The organism is Devosia honganensis (assembly GCF_042648785.1).
Classification (GTDB): Bacteria; Pseudomonadota; Alphaproteobacteria; order Rhizobiales; family Devosiaceae; genus Devosia; species Devosia honganensis.
Map to the genome: position 1 here is coordinate 20,554 of NZ_JBHRYD010000012.1, position 24,780 is coordinate 45,333.

General features: G+C 65.5%; 23 protein-coding genes. 9 read left to right on the forward strand and 14 right to left on the reverse strand.

Annotated features, from left to right (window positions below; translation table 11 throughout):
* Positions 1-4: 4 nt before the first annotated feature.
* The 3 genes from ACFOOL_RS13090 to araD1 all read right to left on the reverse strand — a co-directional run bounded on the left by ACFOOL_RS13090 (position 5) and on the right by araD1 (position 2,470).
* Positions 5-334 carry an ArsR/SmtB family transcription factor gene (locus ACFOOL_RS13090; protein ID WP_380097593.1) on the reverse strand — a complete coding sequence of 110 codons (330 nt, stop codon included), beginning with the start codon at positions 332-334 and terminating at the stop codon, positions 5-7.
* 59 nt (positions 335-393) lie between these two features.
* The gene (locus tag ACFOOL_RS13095; RefSeq protein WP_380097594.1) at positions 394-1,413 is read right to left on the reverse strand and encodes an aldo/keto reductase; all 1,020 of its coding nucleotides are present in this window, start codon (positions 1,411-1,413) and stop codon (positions 394-396) included.
* A gap of 61 nt (positions 1,414-1,474) precedes the next feature.
* Positions 1,475-2,470, reverse strand: coding sequence for an AraD1 family protein (gene araD1, locus ACFOOL_RS13100; protein ID WP_380097636.1), 996 nt, complete (start codon positions 2,468-2,470; stop codon positions 1,475-1,477).
* A 286-nt stretch (positions 2,471-2,756) separates the two neighbouring features.
* On the opposite strand from araD1, the gene recA reads away from it, so the two are divergent.
* Positions 2,757-3,824 (forward strand): recombinase RecA, encoded by a 1,068-nt coding sequence (gene recA / locus ACFOOL_RS13105; protein ID WP_380097597.1) that lies wholly within the window; start codon positions 2,757-2,759, stop codon positions 3,822-3,824.
* A gap of 408 nt (positions 3,825-4,232) precedes the next feature.
* Complete coding sequence (gene alaS, locus ACFOOL_RS13110) at positions 4,233-6,878, forward strand: alanine--tRNA ligase (protein WP_380097598.1); 2,646 nt, start codon at positions 4,233-4,235, stop codon at positions 6,876-6,878.
* A gap of 85 nt (positions 6,879-6,963) precedes the next feature.
* Here alaS and ACFOOL_RS13115 read toward each other — a convergent pair whose 3' ends face one another.
* The 3 genes from ACFOOL_RS13115 to ACFOOL_RS13125 all read right to left on the reverse strand — a co-directional run bounded on the left by ACFOOL_RS13115 (position 6,964) and on the right by ACFOOL_RS13125 (position 10,218).
* Positions 6,964-7,848, reverse strand: a complete 885-nt coding sequence (locus ACFOOL_RS13115; RefSeq protein WP_380097599.1) for a DMT family transporter — start codon at positions 7,846-7,848, stop codon at positions 6,964-6,966.
* A 72-nt stretch (positions 7,849-7,920) separates the two neighbouring features.
* Positions 7,921-8,931: a glycerophosphodiester phosphodiesterase family protein gene (locus ACFOOL_RS13120; protein ID WP_380097601.1), complete on the reverse strand. Its 1,011-nt coding sequence runs from the start codon at positions 8,929-8,931 to the stop codon at positions 7,921-7,923.
* 75 nt (positions 8,932-9,006) lie between these two features.
* The gene (locus ACFOOL_RS13125) at positions 9,007-10,218 is read right to left on the reverse strand and encodes an NADP-dependent isocitrate dehydrogenase (RefSeq protein ID WP_380097602.1); all 1,212 of its coding nucleotides are present in this window, start codon (positions 10,216-10,218) and stop codon (positions 9,007-9,009) included.
* 188 nt (positions 10,219-10,406) lie between these two features.
* Between ACFOOL_RS13125 and ACFOOL_RS13130 the strand changes: the two genes are divergently transcribed.
* The 5 genes from ACFOOL_RS13130 to rpsD all read left to right on the forward strand — a co-directional run bounded on the left by ACFOOL_RS13130 (position 10,407) and on the right by rpsD (position 14,718).
* Positions 10,407-10,997: a GNAT family N-acetyltransferase gene (locus tag ACFOOL_RS13130; protein ID WP_380097604.1), complete on the forward strand. Its 591-nt coding sequence runs from the start codon at positions 10,407-10,409 to the stop codon at positions 10,995-10,997.
* 105 nt (positions 10,998-11,102) lie between these two features.
* The gene (locus tag ACFOOL_RS13135) at positions 11,103-11,699 is read left to right on the forward strand and encodes a GNAT family N-acetyltransferase (protein WP_380097605.1); all 597 of its coding nucleotides are present in this window, start codon (positions 11,103-11,105) and stop codon (positions 11,697-11,699) included.
* A gap of 56 nt (positions 11,700-11,755) precedes the next feature.
* A complete protein-coding gene (locus tag ACFOOL_RS13140; RefSeq protein WP_380097606.1) occupies positions 11,756-12,568 on the forward strand; it encodes an RNA methyltransferase in 813 nt (270 codons plus the stop codon).
* 65 nt (positions 12,569-12,633) lie between these two features.
* A complete protein-coding gene (locus ACFOOL_RS13145; protein ID WP_380097608.1) occupies positions 12,634-13,872 on the forward strand; it encodes an MFS transporter in 1,239 nt (412 codons plus the stop codon).
* A 228-nt stretch (positions 13,873-14,100) separates the two neighbouring features.
* Positions 14,101-14,718 carry a 30S ribosomal protein S4 gene (rpsD, locus tag ACFOOL_RS13150; protein ID WP_380097610.1) on the forward strand — a complete coding sequence of 206 codons (618 nt, stop codon included), beginning with the start codon at positions 14,101-14,103 and terminating at the stop codon, positions 14,716-14,718.
* Between the two features lie 71 nt (positions 14,719-14,789).
* Here the strand turns inward: rpsD and sbmA are convergent, their stop codons facing one another.
* Positions 14,790-16,106 (reverse strand): peptide antibiotic transporter SbmA, encoded by a 1,317-nt coding sequence (gene sbmA / locus ACFOOL_RS13155; RefSeq protein ID WP_380097611.1) that lies wholly within the window; start codon positions 16,104-16,106, stop codon positions 14,790-14,792.
* Positions 16,107-16,282: 176 nt separating this feature from the next.
* On the opposite strand from sbmA, the gene ttcA reads away from it, so the two are divergent.
* Positions 16,283-17,137: a tRNA 2-thiocytidine(32) synthetase TtcA gene (gene ttcA, locus ACFOOL_RS13160; protein ID WP_380097637.1), complete on the forward strand. Its 855-nt coding sequence runs from the start codon at positions 16,283-16,285 to the stop codon at positions 17,135-17,137.
* A gap of 6 nt (positions 17,138-17,143) precedes the next feature.
* Positions 17,144-17,956, forward strand: a complete 813-nt coding sequence (locus tag ACFOOL_RS13165) for an inositol monophosphatase family protein (RefSeq protein WP_380097612.1) — start codon at positions 17,144-17,146, stop codon at positions 17,954-17,956.
* Positions 17,957-17,968: 12 nt separating this feature from the next.
* Here the strand turns inward: ACFOOL_RS13165 and ACFOOL_RS13170 are convergent, their stop codons facing one another.
* The 7 genes from ACFOOL_RS13170 to purL all read right to left on the reverse strand — a co-directional run bounded on the left by ACFOOL_RS13170 (position 17,969) and on the right by purL (position 24,772).
* Positions 17,969-19,219 (reverse strand): multidrug effflux MFS transporter, encoded by a 1,251-nt coding sequence (locus ACFOOL_RS13170; protein WP_380097613.1) that lies wholly within the window; start codon positions 19,217-19,219, stop codon positions 17,969-17,971.
* 104 nt (positions 19,220-19,323) lie between these two features.
* Positions 19,324-20,553 carry an MFS transporter gene (locus ACFOOL_RS13175; RefSeq protein ID WP_380097614.1) on the reverse strand — a complete coding sequence of 410 codons (1,230 nt, stop codon included), beginning with the start codon at positions 20,551-20,553 and terminating at the stop codon, positions 19,324-19,326.
* A 140-nt stretch (positions 20,554-20,693) separates the two neighbouring features.
* On the reverse strand, positions 20,694-21,029 hold the full coding sequence (grxD, locus tag ACFOOL_RS13180; RefSeq protein WP_380097616.1) for a Grx4 family monothiol glutaredoxin: 336 nt from the start codon (positions 21,027-21,029) through the stop codon (positions 20,694-20,696).
* 118 nt (positions 21,030-21,147) lie between these two features.
* On the reverse strand, positions 21,148-21,459 hold the full coding sequence (locus tag ACFOOL_RS13185) for a DUF6665 family protein (RefSeq protein ID WP_380097617.1): 312 nt from the start codon (positions 21,457-21,459) through the stop codon (positions 21,148-21,150).
* Between the two features lie 2 nt (positions 21,460-21,461).
* Entirely contained in the window at positions 21,462-21,695 is a 234-nt protein-coding gene (locus ACFOOL_RS13190) for a BolA family protein (protein ID WP_380097618.1), read from the reverse strand.
* Positions 21,696-21,870: 175 nt separating this feature from the next.
* Positions 21,871-22,461 (reverse strand): hypothetical protein, encoded by a 591-nt coding sequence (locus ACFOOL_RS13195; RefSeq protein ID WP_380097619.1) that lies wholly within the window; start codon positions 22,459-22,461, stop codon positions 21,871-21,873.
* A gap of 85 nt (positions 22,462-22,546) precedes the next feature.
* A complete protein-coding gene (gene purL, locus ACFOOL_RS13200) occupies positions 22,547-24,772 on the reverse strand; it encodes a phosphoribosylformylglycinamidine synthase subunit PurL (RefSeq protein ID WP_380097620.1) in 2,226 nt (741 codons plus the stop codon).
* Positions 24,773-24,780: the final 8 nt, after the last annotated feature.

Here is a 24,780-nt window from a genome sequence, read left to right on the forward strand (position 1 = left end):
CCGCTCAATCGCCTTCCGCCAGTTCCCGTTCCGCCGGCAGGACGAAGGGGAGCTGCCAGAATTTTTCATAGCCGGCCAGCCAGAGCGCGGCCTCGGCGAGGGATTGCGCCTCCAGGTGCACGGGGCGCTTCTGGGCGTCGCGGCCGCGCGATACCAGCCCGGCTTTTTCCAGCACTTTGAGATGTTTGGAGATGGCGGGCTGGCTCATGGCGAAGGGCGCCGCCAGCTCCATCACCGTCACCGGGCCCTCCCGGGCCAGCCGCGCCAGGATGGCGCGCCGCGTGGGGTCGGCAAGGGCGTGGAAAATCGCGTCGAGCCGCGCCGCATCGGTCATGCGAAACGCTCCAGTTACAAAACCATATAGTTATCCATATGGCCGGCGCTCGGCCGGCGTCAAGCCGTGCCGCCGGGGATGGGGGTGCCGGGGGCGAGGAGGCGCTTTTCGGCCAGGGCGGTCCAGAGTTCCGGGGGGATGTCGGTTTCCCACCAGGCCAGGATCTCGTCCAGCTCCTGGGGCGAGCGCGGCCCGGGCAACACGTTGCACACCGCCTTGTGGGCGAGCGGGAATTGCAGCGCCGCCGCCGGCAGCGGCACGTCGAAATCGCGGCATACCGCCCCGATCTCGCGCACCCGCCGCACCACCGCCTCGGGCGCCCGCGCATAGTCGAAGGTGTCGCCGCCCACCAATATGCCCGAATTGAAGGGGCCGCCGATCACCACCGAGGCGTTTCTGTCCACGCAGGTGGCGAGGAACGGCGCCAGCGCCGTCTGCTCGAGCAGCGTATAGCGCCCGGCCAGCAGGAACACGTCCCAGTCGCCCAGCGCGAAGGCGTCCATCAGCACTTCCCACTCGTTGACGCCCAGCCCGATGGCGCCCACCACGCCCTCGTCGCGCAGCCGGCGCAGCGCCCGGTAGCCGCCGCCGGACAATTGCGCCCAATAGGGGCGGTTGCCCTCGACGCCGTGGGTGACGGTGCCGATATCGTGCACATAGAGCATGTCGACCCGGTCGAGCCCCAGCCGCTGCAGGCTGTCCTCGAAGGAGCGCATGATGCCGTCATGGGAATAGTCGTAATGCTGGTTGAAGGGCAGGGGCTCGGCCCAGTTGCCCTTGTCCTGCCGCTCCGGCGGCACCGGCCGCAGCAGCCGCCCCACCTTGGTGGAGATCACCGGGCGCGGGCTGGCATTGCGCACCACCTCGCCCACCAGATGCTCCGAGCGGCCCAGCCCGTATTGGGGGGCGGTATCGACATAGGTGATGCCCAGCTCGAGCGCATGCGCCACGGTGGCGCGGGCCTGGTCCTCGGGCACGCGGGTGAAATTGCCCGCCAGACTCGCCCCGCCCAGGCCCAGCGTGGTGACCGACAGATTGGTCTCGCCGATCCGGCGGGTTTCGAAACTGCGCTGCGTCATGGCCATCCTCCCCTCGGGACGGCGGATAACTGGCATGCCGGCCGGCGGGAGTAAAGCGGCCTCAATAAAGGCCGCTGACGATCACCGGCTTTTCCTCCTCGACCCGCACGGGGTTGCGCAGCTTGAGGCCGAACTGGCTTTCCTCGATCTCGAAGATATCGTCGTTCCGCGTGGAGATGCCGTCGGCGAAGCTCAGCGTCGCCGTGCCGAACATGTGCACATGCACGTCGCCGGGCTGGCGGAACAGCTCGTATTTGAAGTGATGATATTCGAGATTGGCGATGGTGTGGCTCATATTGTCCTCGCCCGAGAGGAACGGCTTTTCCCACAGCACCTGCCCGTCGCGCAGGATGCGTGAGGTGCCCTCGATATGGCGGGGCAGGTCGCCCACCCGCAGTTCCGGGCCGAACGAGCAGGCGCGCAGCTTGGAATGGGCGAGGAAGAGATAGTTGATGCGCTCGGTCACGTGGTCGGAAAATTCATTGCCCAGCGCGAAGCCCAGCCGGCGCGGCTGGCCGTTGCGGTCGATGACGTAGATGCCGGCGATCTCGGGCTCCTCGCCCGCATCGAGCGCGAAGCCGGGCGAGGGGATGGGGTGGCCGGGCGCCACCACGATATGGCCGTTGCCCTTGTAGAACCATTCCGGCTGTACGCCCTTTTCCCCGGGCGCCGGCTTGCCGCCCTCGAGGCCCATGCGGAACATCTTCATGCTGTCGGTCAGCTCGCCCTCGGACTGCTCGCCACCGGCCTTGTGCATGGCGTCGCGCGTCGCCGCCGAGCCCAGATGGGTGAGGCCGGTGCCGGTCACGTGCAGATGCGCCGGATCGGGGTGGTCGATGGGGGCCAGCAGCCGCCCCTCGGCCAGCAGCGCCGCCTTGTCCACCGCTTCGGCCAGCCCGCGTGCCGCGACCGCCTCGGCGAGCCCGCCAATGCCTTCCAGCGCGCCCGTCACCAGTTCATAGACGGTGCCGACCCCGGCGACCCGGTGGGTCTGGCCGTTGCGGGTCACGCCCACGGCGCGGTTGCCCTTGTCGTCGAAATACTGGATCAGGTGCATGGGGCGGTCCTCGTTTGGATTTTGCGGCATAGAAGGGAACTCCGCCCGAACTGTCCAGCTAAAAATCATACTTTTACGCTTAGGCCGGGGAAGCGAAGCGGCGCGGCAGCGCATCGGGCCGAATCTCTTTGCCCTCCCTGTTCCGCCTCATTGCCGATGTTCTCATTTTGTCCCTTGACGTGGGTGAAACAAAATGAGAACAAATGCACTACGAATATTGCACATCGGACAGGACAGCCCTCTCGTTGCGCGAGTTCCGAGAGCGTGAAATAAGGAGACCAGCATCATGGCAGCTTCGCCGCTTCGCGTCGTTGAGGGTGGATCGATGGATAAGGACAAGGCTCTGGCCGCGGCGCTGAGCCAGATCGAGCGGAATTTCGGCAAGGGCTCGATCATGCGCCTGGGCGAGAACTCGGCCATCGAGGTCGAGGCGATCTCGACAGGCTCGCTGGGGCTCGACATCGCCCTGGGCATTGGCGGCCTGCCCAAGGGCCGCATCGTCGAGATTTTCGGGCCGGAAAGCTCGGGCAAGACCACGCTGGCGCTGCATGTGGTGGCCGAGGCGCAGCGCAAGGGCGGCATCTGCGCCTTTGTCGATGCCGAGCATGCGCTCGATCCGGTCTATGCCCGCAAGCTGGGCGTCAATGTCGACGACCTGCTCATCTCCCAGCCCGATACCGGCGAGCAGGCGCTGGAAATCACCGATACGCTGGTGCGCTCCGGCGCCATCGACGTGCTGGTGGTCGATTCGGTCGCCGCGCTCACCCCGCGCGCCGAACTCGAAGGTGAAATGGGCGACAGCCTGCCGGGCCAGCAGGCGCGCCTCATGAGCCAGGCCATGCGCAAGCTGACCTCCTCCATCTCCAAGTCCAAGTGCCTGGTCATCTTCATCAACCAGATCCGCATGAAGATCGGCGTCATGTATGGCTCGCCCGAAACCACCACGGGCGGCAATGCGCTCAAATTCTATGCCTCGGTCCGCCTCGACATCCGCCGCATCGGCGCCCTCAAGGACCGCGAGGAGGTCGTGGGCAACCAGACCCGGGTGAAAGTGGTCAAGAACAAGCTGGCCCCGCCCTTCCGCCAGGTCGAGTTCGACATCATGTATGGCGAAGGCATCTCCAAGACCGGCGAACTGCTCGATCTGGGCGTCAAGTCCGGCATCGTCGAGAAGTCCGGCTCCTGGTTCTCCTGGGACAGCCAGCGGCTCGGCCAGGGCCGCGAGAACGCCCGCCAGTTCCTCAAGGACAATCCCGAGATCGCCAACACCATCGAGCAGGGCGTGCGCGAAAGCTCGGGCCTGCTGGGCGAAGTGCTGCTGGTCGAAGGCGGCGAGGGCGAAGCCGAGGAATAAGCCGCCCTCCCGGTCCCATGCACCCCACCCCCGCTCCGGCGGGGGTTTTTCATGGGGGCACCTACCTTCCAGAACCCGCCTCTTTCCAGGAGTGTCATTCCCCGCGAAAGCGGGAATCCCTGTTCGGCTGCCGGAAAAGAAACGAAGATTCCCGCTGACGCGGGAATGACACCGCAGGCGGAGAGAGCCTGAAGCAGGACGTGGAACGATCTGATAGCCCCGCCATCTCCCCGCTTTCGCCATCTCTCCACCCATCATTGCCCGGTTCACCGGGCAATCCAGCCTTCCGCCGGCATTGCATGGACCGCGGATCACCCGGTGCTGGACAGGCGCGACCCCCTCACGATAAAAAGCCCCGTTTTCCGTCAAGGGGCGCGTCCGCGCCCGCTCCGCCATGAAAGCCTTTGAATGACCAGCGTAAACGATCTTCGCTCGAGCTTTGTCGGTTACTTCGCCCGCAACGGCCACGAGGAAGTGGCATCCAGCCCGCTCGTGCCGCGCAACGATCCGACGCTGATGTTCACCAATGCCGGCATGGTGCAGTTCAAGAACGTCTTCACCGGCGTCGAAAAGCGCCCCTATTCCACCGCCACCACGGCGCAGAAATGCGTGCGGGCGGGGGGCAAGCACAACGACCTCGACAATGTGGGGTTCACCGCACGCCACCACACCTTCTTCGAGATGCTGGGGAATTTCTCCTTCGGCGACTATTTCAAGGACCGTGCCATCGAATTGGCCTGGACCCTGCTCACCAGGGATTGGGGCCTGCCGCGCGACAAGCTCATGGTCACCGTCTATGAGGATGACGACGAGGCGTTCGGGCTGTGGAAGAAGATCGCGGGCCTTTCCGAGGACCGCATCGTGCGCCTGGGCGCCGAGTCCAATTTCTGGCAGATGGGCGATACCGGGCCATGCGGGCCGTGCTCGGAAATCTTCTACGATCACGGCGACAAGATCTGGGGCGGCCCTCCCGGCTCGCCCGAGGAAGACGGCGACCGCTGGATCGAGATCTGGAACCTGGTGTTCATGCAGTTCGAGCAGCAGGCCGATGGCTCCCGCTCCGGCCTGCCTCACCCCTCCATCGATACCGGCATGGGGCTGGAGCGCATCGCCGCCGTCATGCAGGGCGTGCACGACAATTACGATATCGACCTGTTCAAGGCGCTGATCGCGGCGGCGGCCAATGCCACCAATGCCGAGGTGGACGGGCCCGGCAATCGCAGCCTGCGCGTCATCGCCGACCATTTGCGGTCCATGAGCTTCCTCATCGCCGAGGGTGTCTTGCCCTCCAATGAGGGGCGCGGCTACGTGCTGCGCCGCATCATGCGCCGCGCCATGCGCCATGCCACCCTGCTGGGCGCCGAGGAGCCGGTGATCCACAGGCTGGTGCCCGCTCTGGTGCGCGAAATGGGGCAGGCCTATCCCGAGCTGGTGCGGGGCGAGGCGATGATCGCCGAGACCGTGCGCCTCGAGGAGGGGCGTTTCCTCAAAACCCTGGGCCGGGGCCTGCAGATTCTCGAAGCCGAAACGGCCGGGCTGGGCGAGGGGGCGACGCTGGACGGCGCCACCGCCTTCAAGCTTTACGACACCTATGGCTTCCCGCTCGACCTGACCCAGGATGCGCTGCGCGCGCGCAATATCGGCGTCGACCAGGCCGGCTTCGATGCCGCCATGGCCCAGCAGAAGGCCGAGGCGCGCCGGAGCTGGGCCGGCTCGGGCGAGGCGGCTACCGATTCGGTCTGGTTCGGCCTGGCCGACCGGCTCGGCCCCACCGAGTTCCTCGGCTACGAAACCGAGACCGCCGAGGGCGAGATCCGCGCGCTGCTGGTCGATGGCGTCGAGGTGCAATCGATTAAAGCCGGCGAGGAGGGCATCGTCGTCGTCAACCAGACCCCGTTCTATGGCGAGAGCGGCGGGCAGGTGGGCGATGCCGGCGCCATCCGCGCCGAGGACGCCGCCGCCGAAGTTCTCGATACCGGCAGGCATCACGGCATCTTCGCCCACCGGGTCAAGGTCGCCGAGGGGACGTTGCGCGTCGGGCAGGCGGTGGAGCTGGCGGTCGACCATGCCCGGCGCTCCGCCATTCGCGCCAATCACTCGGCCACCCATTTGCTGCACGAGGCGCTGCGCCTCGTCCTGGGCGACCACGTCGCCCAGAAGGGCTCGCTGGTGTCGCCGGATCGCCTGCGCTTCGATTTCGTCCATACCAAGCCCATGACCCCGCAGGAACTGGCCGAGGTCGAGGACATCGCCAATGCCATCGTGCTGCAGAACGCTCCCGTCGAGACCCGGCTGATGGGCGTCGAGGAGGCCAAGGAGGCCGGGGCGCGGGCGCTGTTCGGCGAGAAATACGGCGACGAGGTCCGCGTCGTCTCCATGGGCGCGCCCACGGGCAATGGCCTGGGCTGGTCGGTGGAGCTGTGCGGGGGCACCCATGTGCGCCGCACCGGCGATATCGGCCTGGTCTCGGTCGTCTCCGAAGGTGCCGTCGCCGCCGGCGTGCGCCGCATCGAGGCGCTGACCGGCAATGCCGCCCGCCATCGCGGCAATGCCGGCACCGCTATCGTCGCTTCCGCGGCGAGCCTGTTGCGCGCCGGGCCGCATGACGTGCTCGAGCGCATCGAGGCCTTGCAGGACCAGCTCAAGAAGGCCGAGCGGGCCCTGGTCGAGGCGCGCCAGAAGCTGGCCATGGGCGGCGGCGCCGCGGCGGGAAGCGGCGATGGCAGCGAGGCCGTCAACGGCGTCACCTTCGCCGGCCGCGTGGTCGAGGGGCTGCAGCCCCGGGATCTGCGCGGGCTGGTCGATCAGACCAAGAAGCAGATCGGCTCGGGAATCGTCGCCATCATCGGCCGGGCCGACGACGGCAAGGCCGGCGTCGCCATCGGCGTCACCGAGGATCTGGTGGGCCGCTATTCGGCCGTCGATCTGGTGCGGGCCGGCGCGGCGGCGCTGGGCGGGCAGGGCGGCGGCGGTCGTCCCGACATGGCGCAGGCGGGCGGCCCGGACGGGGCGCGGGCCGAAGAGGCGCTGGCGGCGATCCGCGCCCTGATCTGATATCGGGGCCGGAGCCGCATCGGAGCGGCATATCGTGACTGGGGCGCGCCGCCATGCGGTGCGCAACGCTAACGATGTGCTGGCGTTACATGCCGATGCGGAAAAAGAACAGACGCGGCTTCCAGCGGATCGGCTTGCGGTCGCTCAGCACGTTCAGGAGCCCGCTGATCACCACGATCAGCATGCCGACAACGGCGATCCAGTCGGGAATTTCGCCGAAGAACAGGGCGCCGAACAGGATGGCCCAGATCAGTTGGCTATATTGCACCGGCGCCACCAGATTGGCCGGGGTGCGCTTGGTGGCGGCGATCAGCAGCAGCCCGCCGAAGCCGCCCAGCAGGCCGATGGCGAGGAACACCGCGAACTGCTCCAGCGTCGGCATGACGAAGCCGGGAATCATCAGCAAGCCATTGATAATGGCCGAATAAATCACCTGGATGCCGATCAGGCTCACCCGTCTTTCCCGGGGCGCCACATGGCGCAGGACGATGGTGGTGACCGCTCCGGCGGTCGCGCCGATCATCATCACCAGATGCCCGGTCTCGATTTCGCGCAGGCCCGGCCGGATCACCAGCACCACCCCCAGAAAGCACAGGCTCAGCAACAGCCAGCGCTGCGGCGTCACGTGCTCCTTGAGGAACAGCACCGAGAGCAGGGTGACGAAAATCGGCGTGGTGAAGCCGATGGCATAGACGTCGGCGAAGGCGATATGGGTAAATGCGTACATCACGCAGGCCGTGCCGGTGATGGAGGTGGCGCAGCGCAGATGCACCAGCCAGGGGTGGTGCAGCTTGTACATGTCGCGGAAACGCTCGCCCCGCTTGGTCAGCATCACCGGGATGATGGAGAAGCTGGTGGTGAAAAAGGCGATCTCGAACACCGACATAGACGGGCCGGTGGCCTTGATCAACGCATCCGAGATGGAAAAGCTGACATAGGCCAGGAAGGCCAGAATGACGCCGACAGGCACCGTAATACCCAGAAAAAGCAATGGCGGGGAGATTCGAGAAACCCCATCACCATACAGTAAATTTCCGGGCCGTCATCCAGGCGCATCGGGGATTTGTGGCGGCTCCAGCCCTTTCAGCGCCGGGCCGATCACCTCGATGCGGTTGGTCCAGACATATCCGTCGAAACCCTCGGGAATCCGGGCAAGAGCGCCCAGGTCGTCGATGCCCGCCGTGCCCGGATCGCCAGCGCCATAGGGGCCGAGCAGGATGATCTGGCTGCCCGCCTCGGCCAGCCGCGCCTGCAACAGGTTCGGCCAGCCCCAGAGCCAGGGAGCGATATTGATCGGGATCATCACCTTGGTGTCGCGGCAGGGGTCCGGCACCCAGCCGGTCCAGCCCAGGGCCATATATTGCACCACGCAATCGATCAGCCCGCGCCGCGACCAGACATTGAGGCCATCGATCCGCGCGGCGGCACGAAAGGTCGGCTCGTCGCCGCCATAGGCGCCCCACACGGCCGGTCGCCATTGCGGATTGGCGGAGACGAGATCGGCCAGCATATCGCCCTCTCTAGCCTCCCGGCTCTTGAAATTGATCAGGAATTTTCCAGCGGGCATGGCGGACAGCACCTCCCGGAGTTCGGGCATGCCTCCAATGCGCGTGCCCCGGAAGGGGTAGGTGCGGCCACCATCGGCGGTATAGCCATGGCCGATATCGAGCGCGCGCAATTGCGCCATGGTATGAGCGCGCGTCTCGCCCGTGCCTTCGGTACGGCAATCCACGCTCCAGTCGTGCATAACCGCAAATTGCCCGTCCGTCGTGGGGTGGACATCGAGTTCCACGATGTCGGCGCCCGAGGCAAAGGCAGCCTGCATGGAGGGGATAGTATTTTCCAGCAGGCCGTGGCGCGGCGGATCGATCCGTTCGGCGGTGCAGGTGTCGCTGGCGAGTTCGTCCCGATGGAAGGTCTGGTGCACGCCGCGATGGGCGATCAGGCGCAACTCGCCGTTCTCGGGCGGTGCCACGCGCCAGCCGGCATTGTAGAGATAGCCTGCGGCCACCGCCGCCAGAATGGCGGCACCAGCCAGATAGCGACGTTTCATCGGGACCTCCGATGCCAGATTACGAAAAAGGGCCGGACGTTGGTCCGGCCCTTGTCACGCTCGGGTTCCGAGGCGTTACGCCATGGCGTGCTGGAGGTTCTGGTCGATGGCGTCGAGGAAGCCCATGGTGGTGAGCCAGGGCTGTTCGGGACCGACCAGCAGCGCCAGGTCCTTGGTCATCTTGCCTTCCTCGATAGTATCGACCGTGACCTTTTCGAGGGTGGCGGCGAACTTCGCCAGTTCCTCGTTGTTGTCGAGCTTGGCGCGGTGGGCGAGGCCACGGGTCCAGGCGAAGATCGAGGCGGTGGAATTGGTCGAGGTTTCCTTGCCCTGCTGGTGCTGACGATAGTGGCGGGTCACGGTGCCGTGGGCGGCCTCGGCTTCCACGATCTTGCCATCGGGCGTCATCAGCACCGAGGTCATCAGGCCCAGCGAGCCGAAGCCCTGGGCGACGGTGTCGGACTGCACGTCGCCGTCATAGTTCTTGCAGGCCCAGACATAGCCGCCGGACCACTTCAGGGCGGACGCCACCATGTCGTCGATCAGGCGATGCTCGTACCAGATCTTCTTGGCTTCGAACTTCTCCTTGAACTCGGCCTCGTAGATTTCCTGGAAGATGTCCTTGAAGCGCCCGTCATAGACCTTGAGAATGGTGTTCTTGGTCGAGAGATAGCAGGGCACGCCGCGGTTGAGGGCGTAGTTCATGGAGGCGCGGGCAAAGTCGGTGATGGAATCATCGAGGTTGTACATGCCCATGGCGATGCCGGCGGAGGGGGCGTCGAACACGTCATGCTCGATCACGGTGCCGTCTTCGCCGACGAATTTCATCGTCAGCTTGCCCTTGCCGGGGAACTTGAAGTCGGTGGCGCGATACTGGTCGCCAAAGGCGTGGCGGCCCACGATGATCGGCTGGGTCCAGCCGGGCACCAGGCGCGGCACGTTCTTGCAGATGATCGGCTCGCGGAAGATCACGCCGCCCAGGATGTTGCGGATGGTGCCGTTGGGCGACTTCCACATCTTCTTGAGGCCGAATTCCTCGACGCGTGCCTCGTCGGGGGTGATGGTGGCGCATTTGATGCCGACGCCGTGCTTCTTGATGGCATTGGCCGAATCCACGGTCACCTGGTCGTCGGTGGCGTCGCGATTTTCCACGGAAAGATCGTAATATTCGATCGGCAGATCGAGATAGGGATGGATGAGCTTGTCCTTGATCGCCTGCCAGATGATGCGGGTCATCTCATCGCCGTCGAGATCCACGACCGGATTGGCGACCTTGATCTTGCTCATATGAAAACTCCCTGAAAGCGGATACCGGCCCGTGGCCATTTCGGGCGCCCCTATAGCATTCCGGGCGCAAAGCGCAAAGATGTGCTCGGCATGGGGCCATGCCGGTTCCGGGTGGGCGCTTCTCTGGCGAGACCGTGCGCGGATGGGCGGCTTGCCTTTGCCGGGCAGAGCGGCAAAAGTGCCGCGCGATGGCGCTGCATCCCGACTATCCATTGCTGACCGAACGCCTGCGGCTGCGCCCGTTCACGCGGGGCGATGTCGATGCCGTCTTCGCCTATCGGGGCCGCGAGGACGTGGCGCGCTATCTGTTCGACCCGCCGCTCAGCCGCGAGGAATGCGCCCTGGCCATCCAGCAGCGCACGACACAATTGTCGCTGGCCGAGGAGGACGATCGGATCATCCTCGCGGTCGAGACGCAGGAGAGATACGCGCTGGCGGGCGAGGTGTCGCTGATCTGCCGCTCGGTCGAGGCGCGGCAGGGGGAGATCGGCTGGATCTTTCATCCTGAATATCAGCACCGCGGCTATGCCTGTGAGGCGGCGGTGGCCATGCTCGACCTCGCCTTCCGTGAGGCGGGCCTGCATCGCGTCTTTGCCCGCTGTGCCGTCCGCAACGAGCCCTCCTGGCGGCTGATGGAGCGGCTGGGCATGCGGCGGGAGGCGCATTTTCGCGAGCACGCCTTGCTCAAGGGGCAATGGGACGAAGAGTTCCACTATGCCATTTTGAACCGGGAGTGGGCGGCCAGGTCCCATCCCGCGCCCTCGGGCCGAGCCGTGTAAGCGCGCTGCCCAGGTAAGATTTTCCTCGCCGGGGCAGGAACTTGGTCCGGCAGGGGGCGTTCTCGTCACAGGGCTTCTTGCACCGCCTGCGGAGGGAATGGAACCATGTCGTCTTTGCGCCTGCCCGTAGAAACCAGCACGCTGCGCTTGCGGCCCTTCGAAAATGGCGATCTGGACGCCGTGGCCCGCTACCTCACCCTGCCTTCGGTTCAACGCTATGTTGAGCGGCCGGCCCGTTACGTCGAGGACGTAGCGTCGTCCCTCGCCGTGATGCGCAAGCAACTGGAACTGCACCGGCCCGGCGACAGGCTGACGCTGGCCATGGTGCGCAAGGCCGACGGGATGCTGATCGGCCATGTAAGCCTGAGATGGTCGGACGCAACGGCAGGGCAGGGCGAGGTACGGTTCGTCATCGATCCGACCTTCAGCGGCAGAGGGTATCTGTCGGAAGCGCTGAGGGCCCTTTTCGGCATTGCCTTCGACCACTATCACATTCATCGACTAATGGTGCGATGCGACGGACGCAGCCGCCATTCCGCCAAGCTGATGCAGACGCTGGGAATGCGGATCGAGGCGCATTACCGTGAACATGCCCTGTTCCAGGGCGAATGGGACGAGGAACTGCATTTCGCCATGCTCGACCGGGAGTGGCGGCCGAGCGGCACCGTGCTGGACCTGCCGCGGCGGGAACGCGTCGCCTGAATTGCCCGACGATCCGAATTGCGTTATGCCGCCGCCAGTTTTCAGGATGGCGGCACATGGCAGGCACCGATAGTTCCCTCCCCCTGGTCCTGGCTCCGACGCCGGCGATCATCCTATGCGAGCCGCAACTGGGGGAGAATATCGGCGCCGCGGCCCGCGCCATGGCCAATTTCGGCCTTTGGGACCTGCGGCTGGTGCGGCCACGCGATGGCTGGCCCAACGAGAAGGCGATCGCCGCCGCTTCCCGCGCCGATCACGTCCTCGAACGGGTTCGCGTTTTCGAGACCCTGGAGGAGGCCGTAGCCGACCTGGCGCTCGTCTATGCCACCACCGCCCGCTCCCGCGACATGCAGAAGGAAGTGCTCGGCCCCGAGGAGGCATCGGCGGCCATGGCCGCCCATATCGCAGGAGGCAAGGGCGCCGGCCTGCTGTTCGGCCGCGAGCGCTGGGGCCTGCTCAACGATGAAGTGGCCATGGCGGACGCCATCGTCACGCTGCCGGTGGAGCCCGCCTTCGCCTCGCTCAACATCGCCCAGGCGGTGCTGCTGATGGCCTATGAATGGCGGCGGCAGAGCGAAGCGGGCCGGGCGTTGCCCTTCGGCGGCGGGCTCGACGAGGCCGCGCCGCGCCAGGAACTGGTGGGCCTTTTCGAGCATCTCGAAGGCGTGCTCGACCAGACCGGCTTCTTCACCACGCCCGACAAGCGCCCCAGCATGGTCAACAACCTGCGCACGGCGCTGACGCGCGGTCGCTTCACCAGCCAGGAGGTGCGGACCCTGCGCGGAGTGATCTCCTCCATCGACCGGCGGCACGAGCGCCCCAATCCGAACCGGATGAAGCCGGCCGGGAGCGAGCCGGCGAAGGAGTAGCGCGCCGTGCCGCAGGAAGAATTTCCGCCTCTGACCATTCATCGGCGAAATGCCATGGCTCCCGCATGAGCACCCACGCGCCGGCCGAATCCTCCAAGCTAGCCTTCACCTATGTCGGTTTCCGCTTCTTCTGGCTGACGACGCTGCTGGTCAGCTTCGCGGTGCAGGTCATGTCGGTCTCCATCGCCTGGCAGATCTACGACGTCACCGGCAATGCCTTCCTTCTGGGGCTGGTGGGGCTGTGCCTGTTCCTGCCGGCGCTGCTGCTCATCCTGGTCACCGGCCTCACCGCCGACCGCTTCAACCGTCGCGGCATCATGGCGGTCTGCCTCGTGATCGAATTGTTCTGCGCGCTGGGTTTCCTCGCGCTGGTCAATGTCGAGGCGCATGAGGTCTGGCCCATTTTCGTCATCCTGGTGGGGCTGGGCATTGCGCGCGCCTTCTGGGGGCCGGCGGCGCAATCCCTGGCGCCCAACCTGGTGCCGCCCGAGGCGCTGTCCAACGCCATCACCATCAATGCCTCGGCCTGGCAGTTCGCCTCGATCACCGGTCCGGCGGCCGGCGGCCTGCTCTATGGCGTCTCCCCCAGCTTCGCGTTCGGCACCAGCGGAGTGTTGCTGCTGCTGGCGATGGCGACCGTGCTGCTGATCCCACGCCCGGCCCGGCGCGAATCGCATCAGGCGAGAAGCCTCGAGACCATTTTCGGCGGTTTCCGCTACATCTTCTCCAACAGGGTGGTGTTGGGCGCCATCTCCCTCGACATGTTCGCGGTGCTGATGGGCGGCGCGGTGGCTTTGCTGCCGGTCTACACCAAGGACATCCTGCATGCCGGCCCCCTGGAGCTGGGCCTGTTGCGCGCGGCGCCAGGCGTGGGCGCGATCTTCATGGCGCTCTACCTGACCCGCTTCCCCATCAGGGATCACGCGGGCAAGGTGCTGTTTCTCTTCGTGGGGCTGTTCGGTGCGTTCACCGTGGTTTTTGGCTTTTCCACCACGGTCTGGCTCTCCATTCCGGCGCTGGTGCTGGTAGGGGCCTCGGACATGGTCAGCGTCACGATCCGGGAGACCATCATGCAGTTGTGGACGCCCGAGGAGGTGCGCGGCCGCGTCAATGCGGTCAACTCGGTTTTCGTGGGCGCCTCCAACGAACTGGGGGAATTCCGCGCCGGCACGGTGGCGCATTTCCTCGGGCCGGTGCCGGCGGTGGTTATCGGCGGCTTCGGTGCCATGGCCATCGCGGTGTTGTGGAGTCGCCTTTTTCCGCAATTGCGCGAGCAGCGGCATATCGACAGGCGCATGGCCTGACACGCCGGAAATCCTCCGGAATACTTGACTCGGCCCGCCCGGCCCTCTAAGACGCGCCCACCTATTCCGGCCTACCCGGCCCATAGGCGCACCCGGGATTCTCTGTTGGGAGTCTGTCGGCCTTTCGCAAGAAGGGCAGAGGAGGGCGCGATCCATGTCAACAAGTGCATGGCTATCCGACAAGTCCGAGACTTTTCGGGGCCAGGTTCTTATTCAGAAGGATACGCGATGTCGAAGCGTCATACCGCCAAGTACAAGATCGATCGCCGCCTGGGCGAAAATATCTGGGGCCGTCCGAAGTCCCCGCTCAATGCCCGTGCCTATGGCCCCGGCCAGCACGGCCAGCGCCGCAAGGGCAAGCTGAGCGACTACGGCCTGCAGCTGCGTGCCAAGCAGAAGCTCAAGGGCTATTACGGCTCGATCACCGAAAAGAGCTTCCGCCGCCTTTATGACGAAGCCAACCGCCGCAAGGGCGATACCGGCGAGAACCTGATCGGCCTGCTCGAAAGCCGCCTGGACGCCATCGTCTATCGCGCCAAGTTCGTGCCCACCGTCTTCGCCGCCCGCCAGTTCGTGTCGCACGGCCATGTGCTGGTCAACGGCAAGCGCGTCAATATCCCGTCCTACCAGGTCAAGGTGGGCGACAAGATCGAAGTGCGCGAGCGCTCCAAGCAGCTCACCATCGTTCTGGAAGCCAACCAGCTCGCCGAGCGCGACGTTCCGGATTATGTGGAAGTCGATCACGGCAAGCAGACCGCGACCTATACCCGCGTTCCTGCCCTGTCGGACGTGCCCTATCCGGTGCAGATGGAGCCGAACCTGGTCGTGGAATTCTATTCGCGTTAAGCGAACGACCTGCCGAATTGCAAAGGGCCGCTCTTTCGAGCGGCCCTTTTTTGTGTTTGCCAGCTTGCCGATCACAGCCCCGCCGGCACGCCCTCCCTGCCATCGTCGCTATCGGTGGGCAATGGCTCGAATTCGGCGTCGGTCGCCACATAGCGCGGATCGTCATAGTCGACGCCGGAGATGGCGCCCGGCGGAATGTTCGCCTCGAAGGTGCGCAGGCGCTTATAGACCGAAATCAGCGAGATGATCGTGGTCCAGGAATTGGCGAGGAAGCGGAACGAGCCATCGACTTGATCGAAGGCGTTGCTGACCTGCTGGAACAGGCCGAAGGTCAGGGCGCCCGCCGCTATCGAGGGCGACATGGCGATCAGCGGCACGAAATTGGCGCCCTGCAGATAGACGTAGCGGGCGACGTTGAAATAGAGATAGTGCCCATAGAGGCGGAAATAATTGCGCTGCACGCCGAGGAAGAATTCCTTGGTGCTGAGGGGCCGGGCGCGGTCGTGGTGATCCTCGCCATAGACCAGTTCCTTGCGGAAGGCGGCCTCGACACGCTGGTTCTGGAATTCCAGCCCGGGCAGCTTGATGCCGACGAGGCCGAGCAGCACCGTACCGGCCATGGCCGACATCAGCGCCACCCAGACAAGGCTGCCGTTCACCGGGCCGATCAGCGGCAATTCGGTGATGTTCTGCGACAGGTTCCACAGCAGCGGCAGGAAGACCAGCAGGGTCATGATCGAGCTGACCAGCGAGACTGCCAGCCCCTCGACGATATTGGCGAAGCGCTGGGTATCTTCCTGGATACGCTGGGAGGCGCCTTCGATGCCCCGCATGCGGGGCCAGTGGGTCATGTAGAAGAAGGTCATCGCCCGCCGCCAGCGGAACAGGTAGTGGGCGATGAAGAAGGCGTTGAGCACCAGAATGGCGATGCGGGGCAGCAGGACCACCAGGACCGTCGCGAGCTCGCCATAGATGGTTTCGAGCGACACGCTGCCCGGATTCTGCAACGCGCCCTGGAACATGTTGTAGAACTCGCCGTACCAGGCATTCATCCAAGCGCTGGCCTGCACGTCGAAGAACACCACCTCGACGATGGTGACGCTGCCCACGACCGACCACCAGAACCAGCGGCGATTGTTGCCGATCCAATACCAGGGAATGCAGAACAGATAGCCCGACATCAGCACGTATTGGTAGAGCCAGACCTTGTCGGCCGTCAGGAACGGTTCAGGATCGGCCTCGGTGGGCACCTGGGCGAGCAGGGGGGCGAGACTGAGAACGCTCTCCAGCGCGGGGCCAATGGTGAACCAGGCGAGGATGCACAGCGCCGTCCAGCCAAGGGCGGCGGAAAAGAACAGCTTGGGTTCGGGGAAAAAGGAACGGAACACCGGAGACTCCAGGGTGTCGGGAGAAAGGCGCCATCTAACTGCGGCAAGTCGGGTAAAACAAGGAAGGGAAGTTAAGCTTCGGTAAGGTTGCTCCGGCCGGTTGGCCTTTCCCTCCGGGACGAGGGGCGCTATCAGCATGGCAAAGTCCCAATGAGAGTTCCGCCATGACCGCGGTGATGGAAAATCCGGCGAGGCCGGCCGAAGACGCCGATACCGGCGCGCATCCGATCTATGCGCAGGCCCCGCGCTCGGTCGAGTTCAACAAGCTGCGCAAGCGGCTGATCCGCAATATGCGCGAGGCGCTGGACAAATTCGCCATGGTGCGGCCGGGCGACCGGTGGCTGGTGGCGCTATCGGGCGGCAAGGACAGCTATGGTCTGCTCGCCCTGCTGCTCGATCTCAAATGGCGCGGCCTGCTGCCGGTGGAGCTCGTGGCGTGCAATCTCGATCAGGGACAGCCGAATTTCCCCAAGCATATCCTGCCTGAATTCCTGGCCGGGCTCGGCATCGCGCACCGCATCGAATTTCGCGACACTTATTCGGTGGTCACCGACAAGCTGCCGCAGGGGGCGACCTATTGCTCGCTCTGCTCGCGACTGCGACGCGGCAATCTCTACCGCATCGCGCGGGAGGAGGGATGCAGCGCCCTGGTTCTCGGGCACCATCGCGACGACAGCCTCGAAACCTTCTTCATGAACCTCTTCCACGGCGGCAAGCTCGCCGCCATGCCGCCCAAGCTGGTCAATGACGAGGGCGATTTGGAAGTGCTCCGGCCGATGATCTATTGCGCCGAGGAGGATCTGCAGCGGTTTTCCGACGCCATGGCGTTTCCCATCATTCCCTGCGACCTGTGCGGTTCGCAGGACGGGCTGGAGCGCAACGCCATGAAGGCCATGCTGGCCGACATGGAGAAGCGGATGCCCGGCCGCAAGGATGTGATGATACGGGCGCTGGGCAATATCAATGCCAGCCATATGCTCGACCCGCGCCTGTTCGATTTCGCGGGCCTTTCCATTGCACAGAAGGACTAGAGACACATGAATATCGATCGCCTGGCCGCCATTCTCCGCAAGGCCGCGCAGGAGGAGATCATGCCCCGCTTCCGGCGGCTCGACGACGGTATGATCCACACCAAGAGCGGCGCCTTCGACCTCGTGACCGAGGCGGACGAGGCGGCGGAACGAGCGATCACCGCCGCCATCCTCGATCACAGGCCCGATACGGTGGTCATCGGCGAGGAAGCGGTCGCGGCCAGTCCGGCACTGCTGCGCACCGCCTTGGAGGATCGAATCGTCATTTACGTCGATCCCGTTGACGGGACAGCGAATTTTGCCGGTGGCCTACCGCTTTTCGCCGTCATGGCCGCGGTAGTCCAGAACGGCGAGCCGGTGGCCGGCGTCATCTACGATCCACTGGGCGACGACTTCCTGATGGCGGAGCGCGGCTGCGGGGCCTGGCAGATTTTTTCGGACGGGCGGCGGGTACGGCAGAAATTCGCCGAGGCGGTGCCACTGGCGGAGATGGGCGGGCTGGCTTCGACCGCCTATTTTCCGCCCGAGCAGCGCCGCAGCGTGCTGGCCAATCTGGCCAAGGTCAATATGTTCGCCAGCTATCGATGCGCCGGTCACGAATACCGGTTCGCGGCGGGCGGCAATGTCCACTTCCTCGCCTATGGCAAGCTGATGCCGTGGGACCATGTCGGCGGCGCGCTCATCATGGCGGAGGCCGGCGCCCATGTGGCCAGGCTCGACGGCTCGGCCTATCGCCCCGCCGACGTCGAGGGCGGGCTGCTGGTGGCGCCGGACAAGCAGAGCTGGGACGAGCTGCGCCGGGAGGTTTTCACCGTCTGACGATCCCTGCGGTCAATGGGCCTCCATGACCGCATCGTCGTCCGGGGCCCGTTCGCCCACGCCGAAGAGGCGGCCTTTTTCCGCGACCAGGATGCAGACCAGGCCCAATATGCCCATGAGGGAATAGCCGAGGGCGGCGGGCACGGTGGTGCCGTCGAACATCTGGCCGATATAGCCCCCGATCAGCGCGCCGCCGACCGTCTGGATGAAGCCGAAGACCGAAGCGGCCGTGCCCGCCACGGCGCCGAGCGGCTCCATGGACAGCGAGTTCATGTTCGAGGCGGCCCAGCCGAAGCTGAACATGATGACGCAGAGCAGGCCGAAGAACAGCCATAGCGGCAGCCATCCCGAGAGGGCGAAAGCCAGCCAAGCGACCGAGAAACCAGTGAAGGTCAGCATGGCGCCATGGGACAGGCGGCGCATGCCCAGCCGCCTCACCACCCGCGAATTGGTGAAGGAGGAAATGGCCATGAGGCCGGCGACGCCGGCGAAGGCGAGGGGGAAATAGACGCCGAGCTCGTAGATGTCGACATAGATCTGCTGGGACGAGCTGATGAAGCCGAACAGGGCCGCGAACAGGAACATACCCGCCAGGCCATAGGAGATGGCGACGCGATTGGTGAACACGATGCGGAAGCCGTCCATGACGCTGCGCAGGCTGAGCGGCCGGCGGTTGTCCAGCGGCAGGGTCTCGGGCAGGCGCATATAGGTCCAGATCGTGAAGCCCAGCGCCAGGCCCCCCATGAACAGGAAGATATATTGCCACGGCCCGGTCAGCAGCAGAATCTGGCCGATGCCCGGCGCGACGATGGGAATGGCCATGAAGACCATGAAGACCAGCGACATGACTTCGGCCATCTCGCGGCCCGAATAGCGATCGCGCACCACGGCGGTGGTGATGACGCGGACGCCGGCGGCGCCCATGCCCTGAATGAAGCGCAGCGCCAGCAAAAGGGCGAAGCTGGGGGCGAAGGCGGCGGCGATGGCGGCGACGACATAGACCCCCATGCCGGCCAGCAGCGGTGCGCGGCGGCCGAAGCGGTCGGTCAGCGGCCCGAAGGCGAGTTGGGCGATACCCATGCCGATCATATAGGCGGCGATGACGAACTGCCGTTCGTTTTCGTTGTCCACGCCCAGCGCCTCCCCCATATAGGGCAGGGCGGGCAGCATGACGTCGATCGCCAGGGCGTTGAGCGCCATCAGCGCGGCGATGAGGGCAATGAATTCGGGGCGCGAGAGAACCCGCGTGAAATGGTCGGACATGATTGAAACTCGTCGGAGCCGCCGGATGGCGGCGAAAGAATTGCCGGACCATGAACCTGCCGCCCGGTTTTGGCAAGCCTCTATCGGTAAATGCCGATAGAAGGTCAGGCCGGCTTCAGCATGAAGCCGGAATGGCTGCGCTCGTTGATGGGGATGTGCACCGCGGCCGAGGCGAGGCCGAGCAATATCCCCAGATACCAGACCAGATCGTAGGCACCGGTCTGGTCGTAAACGACGCCGCCCAGCCACACGCCGGCGAAGGAGCCGACCTGATGGCTGAGAAAGGCGATGCCGTAGAGCATGCCCATATAACGCGGCCCGAAAAACAGCGTCACCAGGCCGGCGGTGAGCGGCACGGTGGAAAGCCACAACAGACCCATGGCCGCGGCGAAAATATAAGCCGTAACCTCGCTCACGGGGATAAGCAGGAACGCGGCGATGGCCAGGGCGCGCAGAAAATAGATCGAGGCCAGCAGCATCTGCTTGGGCAGGCGGTTGCCCAGCCAGCCCGACAGCAGCGAGCCCAATATGTTGAACAGGCCGATCACGGCGATGGTCCAACTGCCCACCTCCGGCGACAGGCCGCATTGCACCAGATAGGCCGGCATGTGCACGTTGATGAAGGCGAGGTGGAAGCCGCAGACGAAAAATCCGGCGACGAGCAGACGGTAGGAGCCAAAGCCCCAGGCATGCGACAGGGCCTGCATGAAAGGCAGGTCGGCCTGGCCCGGGCCAGGCTCGGCGCGGCCCCGGAGCGCCAGCGAGAGCGGCACCATCAGCAGCATGATCATGGCGATCCAGACCAGCGCCATCTGCCAGCCGAAGGCCGAGATGAAGCCCTGCCCGAGGGGAGCGAAGATAAACTGGCCCGCCGAGGAGGCGGCGGTGGCGATGCCGAACACGAAGCTGCGCTTTTCGGCCGGCACGACGCGGCCGAAGGCGGCCATGACCACGCCGAAGGAGGCGATGGCGATACCGGTCCCGGTCACGACGCCGGCGGTGAGGGTCATGGTCAGCGCATCGGGGGAGAAGGCCATGCCCACCAGGCCCGCCGCATAGACCAAGGCACCGAAGGCCAGCACCCGTGCCGAGCCGTAGCGGTCGGCAATGCCGCCGGCGAAGGGCTGGGCGATGCCCCAGACCAGGTTCTGCACGGCCATGGCCATGCCCCATTGCTCTCGCGTCAGCCCCAGATCCTCGGTCACCGGCAGGGTGAACAGGCCGAACGAACCGCGAGCGCCGAAGCCGATGGCGGCGATGATGCAGCCGGCGACGATGACGAGGGGCAGGGGGATGGCGGGACGGGCGGGAGCGGTAGCGATGACGGTGGACATTGGCGGCCTCGGAGGAGGTCGCGCAATCCATGCGTCAGACCCCGGCGCGGAAGTGAAAGTGGCTGTTGGGCCGGTGCCGGCACATGGAGAAGCGGCAGGCCCCGCCGGCACGGCAGGGCCCGGACGGTGCAGTCAGGCGATCAGGCGCTCTGCTTGACCGTAATGCCGGCCTTTTCGAACTGGCTCTGCAATTCGCCGGCCTGGAACATTTCGCGCACGATATCGGCGCCGCCGACGAACTCGCCCTTCACGTAGAGCTGCGGAATGGTCGGCCAGTTGGTATAGGCCTTGATGCCCTCGCGCAATTCGTCGCTTTCCAGCACATTGGCGCTGCCGAAATCGACGCCGAGATAGTTCAGGATCTGGACGACCTGACCGGAGAAGCCGCATTGCGGGAAGTCCGGCGTGCCCTTCATGAACAGGAACACGTCGTTGTTCTTCACCTTGTCGTCGATGAAGGCGTTGATATCGGTCATGGGAGGAGCCTTTCAAATAGTCCGGGTTCAAGGGCCGGCTGAAGTCGCCCCTTAAATAAGATAGGAGCGTGGCGCTGTCGAGTGCGGCGCTTGCGCGCTCTCCTGCTTATGGTCCCGGCTATTTTCGCACGGCGCCGAGCCCGGCAAGGACGTTTGCGGGTATCGACAGATCGGCGATGACCTCGGCATGGCGCCGAAATCCGAGCAGTTCGCGCTGCACGAAATAGGCCCAGACGGCTTCGCGGGCTTCGCCCAGCCAGTGCTCGCGATCGTCGCCGCCCGATAGTCCGGCGATGGCCTTTTTCACCCGCGCTTCGGCCGCGCCGAGCGAGGAGGCGCGCTCGGCGGCGATCTCGTGCTCCAGCGCGGCGGTGCCGGCCTCCGGCCGCACCATGCGGATCAGGTCGAGCGAGTCGCGCAGCGAGGCCATGGTCAGTCGGGCACGTTGGTCTGCAGGGCAAGGGCGTGCAAGGCGCCGCCCATGTCGCCCTGCAGGGCTTCATAGACGAGCTGGTGCTGCTGCACGCGGGACTTGCCGCGGAATTGCTCGGAGATGACGGTGGCGGCGTAGTGATCGCCGTCGCCCGCGAGGTCGCGGATTTCCACTACGGCATCGGGCAGGGCGGCCTTGATGCGGCGCTCGATCTCATTGGCGTCCATGGCCATGTTCAGTCTCCCCGTATGTCAGGTGGCGCCGGGCGAACCGCCGGGGCGGGTCGGGCGCAGTGGTTCTTGAAGTCCGGCAGCCGGTTCGTTCCGGCGGCCTCCGCCTGATATGGCATGCGGGTCGGGCCGCATCAACCGGGGCCGGGCGGCGCGCCATCCCGAGCGCGGCTGCGCCCTATGGGGCGGGCTCGTCGGTTTCCACCGCAAGGCCGACGCAGCAATCGGCATCGGCGCGAGTGGAGAAATTGGCGATGATGAAATCCACCACCGGCCGGGCCCGCTCCGCTTCCGCCGTGGCGTAGAGGCATTCGAGGACATAGCCCCGCCCGTTGGATACGGTCTCGGTATGCACCAGGGTCAGCGGCAGGTCGATGGGCGAGCCGGTGCTGTCGCCCTCATAGAGCAGGGCGGTGGTGTCCTGATAGGCGGCGAGGCCTTTGCCGGTGACAGCGAAGCCGGGCAGCGTTTCGGCCCAGGCCGCCGCCACTTCCGCCTCGTTGAGCGAAGCGAGCGCGGTTTCGGCGGTCCAGCCGGTATCCTCGACCGGCACCAGCGACATCTCGCATTGCAGCGGCGCATTGGGGTGGTTGACGATGATGGGATCGTCGCCGCCACCGCTGGCCTGCATCGGTTCGGGATAGGCCAGCGTATAAGGCAGGCCCTCCAGCACCGAGCGGGTGACATTGATGTTCTGCGCCATGGCCGGAATGGAGGCGAGCGCCACGGCGATGCCGGTTGCCGCCGCCAGCGTCCGATTGTGCTTCATCATCCACTCCTCCCGATATCGCCGTTGCCCGGCAGCAAAGCGTCCCAAAGAACGGCGATCATAAGGCGGCGAGGGAAAAACGCCCTCAGCCGTTCATATAGGCGGGGAACCAGCTCTCATGGGCAGCGGCCAGGGTCGCCACCGGAACGGGCCGCGCGGCGCCCAGCCGCAACGATGTGCCGCCGGTGTTGCCGATCCAGGGCGCCTGGATGCCGAGGCTTGCGGCTTCTTCCCAGAGCGCGGCGATTTCCTCGCCCTGCGGATCGAGATCGAGCGTGACCAGATAGCGGCCCTGATCCTCGCCGAAAAAGGTCAGGATCGGATCGTGCCCCTCCACATCGGTCACTTCCGCGCCGATGCCGCCGGCAATGGCCATCTCGGCGAGGGCGACGCCCAGCCCGCCATCGGAGAGGTCATGGCAGGCGGTGACGACGCCCGAGCGGATGAGCCTGCGGACGAAATCGCCGGTCCGGCGCTCGGCGGCGAGATCGACATGGGGCGCATCGCCGTCGCGGCGGTCGAACAGATCGCGCAGATAGACGGACTGGCCCAGATGCGTGCCGCGCGCGGCGGGGCCGCCGATGAGCAGGATCGGCTGGTCCTCGGCGACGAAGCCGATGCGCACGCTCTTTTCCCATTCGGGCAGCAGGCCGACCCCGCCAATGGTGGGCGTGGGCAGGATGCCCTGGCCGTTGGTCTCGTTATAGAGCGAGACATTGCCCGAAACGATGGGGAAATCGAGCGCCCGGCAGGCCTCGCCGATCCCCTCGATGGCCTTGACCAATTGCCCCATGATCTCGGGGCGCTCGGGATTGCCGAAATTGAGATTGTCGGTGGCGGCCAGCGGCTCGGCGCCGGTCGCGGTCAGGTTGCGCCAGCATTCGGCCACGGCCTGCTTGCCGCCCTCATAGGGATTGGCCTCGCAATAGCGCGGGGTGACGTCTGAGGTGAAGGCGAGGCCCTTGCGCTCATGCCCCTCGACGCGGATCACGCCGGCATCGCCGCCGGGGCGCTGGATGCTGTTGCCCTGGATCAGCGTGTCATACTGCTCATAGACCCAGCGGCGCGAGGAACATTGATGTCCGCCGACCAGCGCCAGAAGGGCCTCGGCCACGTCCATTTGCGGTACATCGGCATGCGCCAGCGGCGCGGGAATGACGGGCTCGGTCCAGGGTCGGTCGTATTCGGGGGCCTCGTCGCCCAGATCCTTGATCGGCAGATCGGCGACTTCGTCGCCCTGCCAGAGCACCCGGAAGCGCAGATCGTCGGTGGTCCGGCCGACCGTGGCGAAATCGAGCTCCCATTTCTCGAACACCTTGCGGGCTACCGCTTCCTTGTCCGGATGCAGCACCATGAGCATGCGCTCCTGGCTTTCGGAGAGCATCATCTCATAGGCGGTCATGCGCTCCTCGCGCACCGGCACCTGATCGAGATCGAGCTCGATGCCCAGATCGCCCTTGGCGCCCATTTCGACCGCCGAGCAGGTAAGACCCGCCGCGCCCATGTCCTGGATGGCGATCACCGCGCCGGTGGCCATCAATTCCAGGCACGCCTCGAGCAGGCGCTTTTCGGTGAAAGGGTCCCCGACCTGAACGGTGGGGCGCTTCTCCTCGATGTCGTCGCCGAATTCGGCCGAGGCCATGGTGGCGCCGCCCACGCCGTCGCGCCCGGTCTTGGCGCCGAGATAGACCACGGGCAGGCCCACGCCCTCGGCTTTTGAATAGAAGATCTTGTCGGTGTCGGCGAGGCCCGCGGCGAAGGCGTTGACCAGGATATTGCCGTTGTAGCGGGCATCGAACTCGACCTCGCCGCCCACGGTGGGCACGCCGAAGGCATTGCCGTAGCCGCCCACGCCAGCGACGACGCCGGACACCAGATGGCGGGTCTTTTCGTGGCTTGGAGCGCCGAAACGCAGCGCGTTCATGGCCGCGACCGGCCTGGCACCCATGGTGAAGACGTCGCGCAATATGCCGCCCACGCCGGTCGCCGCCCCCTGATAGGGTTCGATGAAGCTGGGATGGTTGTGCGATTCCATCTTGAAGACCACGGCCTGGCCGTCGCCGATATCGACCACGCCGGCATTCTCGCCCGGGCCCTGGATCACGCGCGGCCCCTCGGTGGGCAGGGTGCGCAGCCATTTCTTGGAGCTCTTATAGGAACAGTGCTCGTTCCACATGGCCGAGAAGATGCCCAATTCCGTATAGGTCGGCTCGCGACCGATCAGGTCGAGAATCTTCTGATATTCATCCGGCTTGAGGCCGTGCTCGGCTACCAGTTCGGGAGTAATGGCGATATCGTTGCGCAGGGTCATCGAGACAA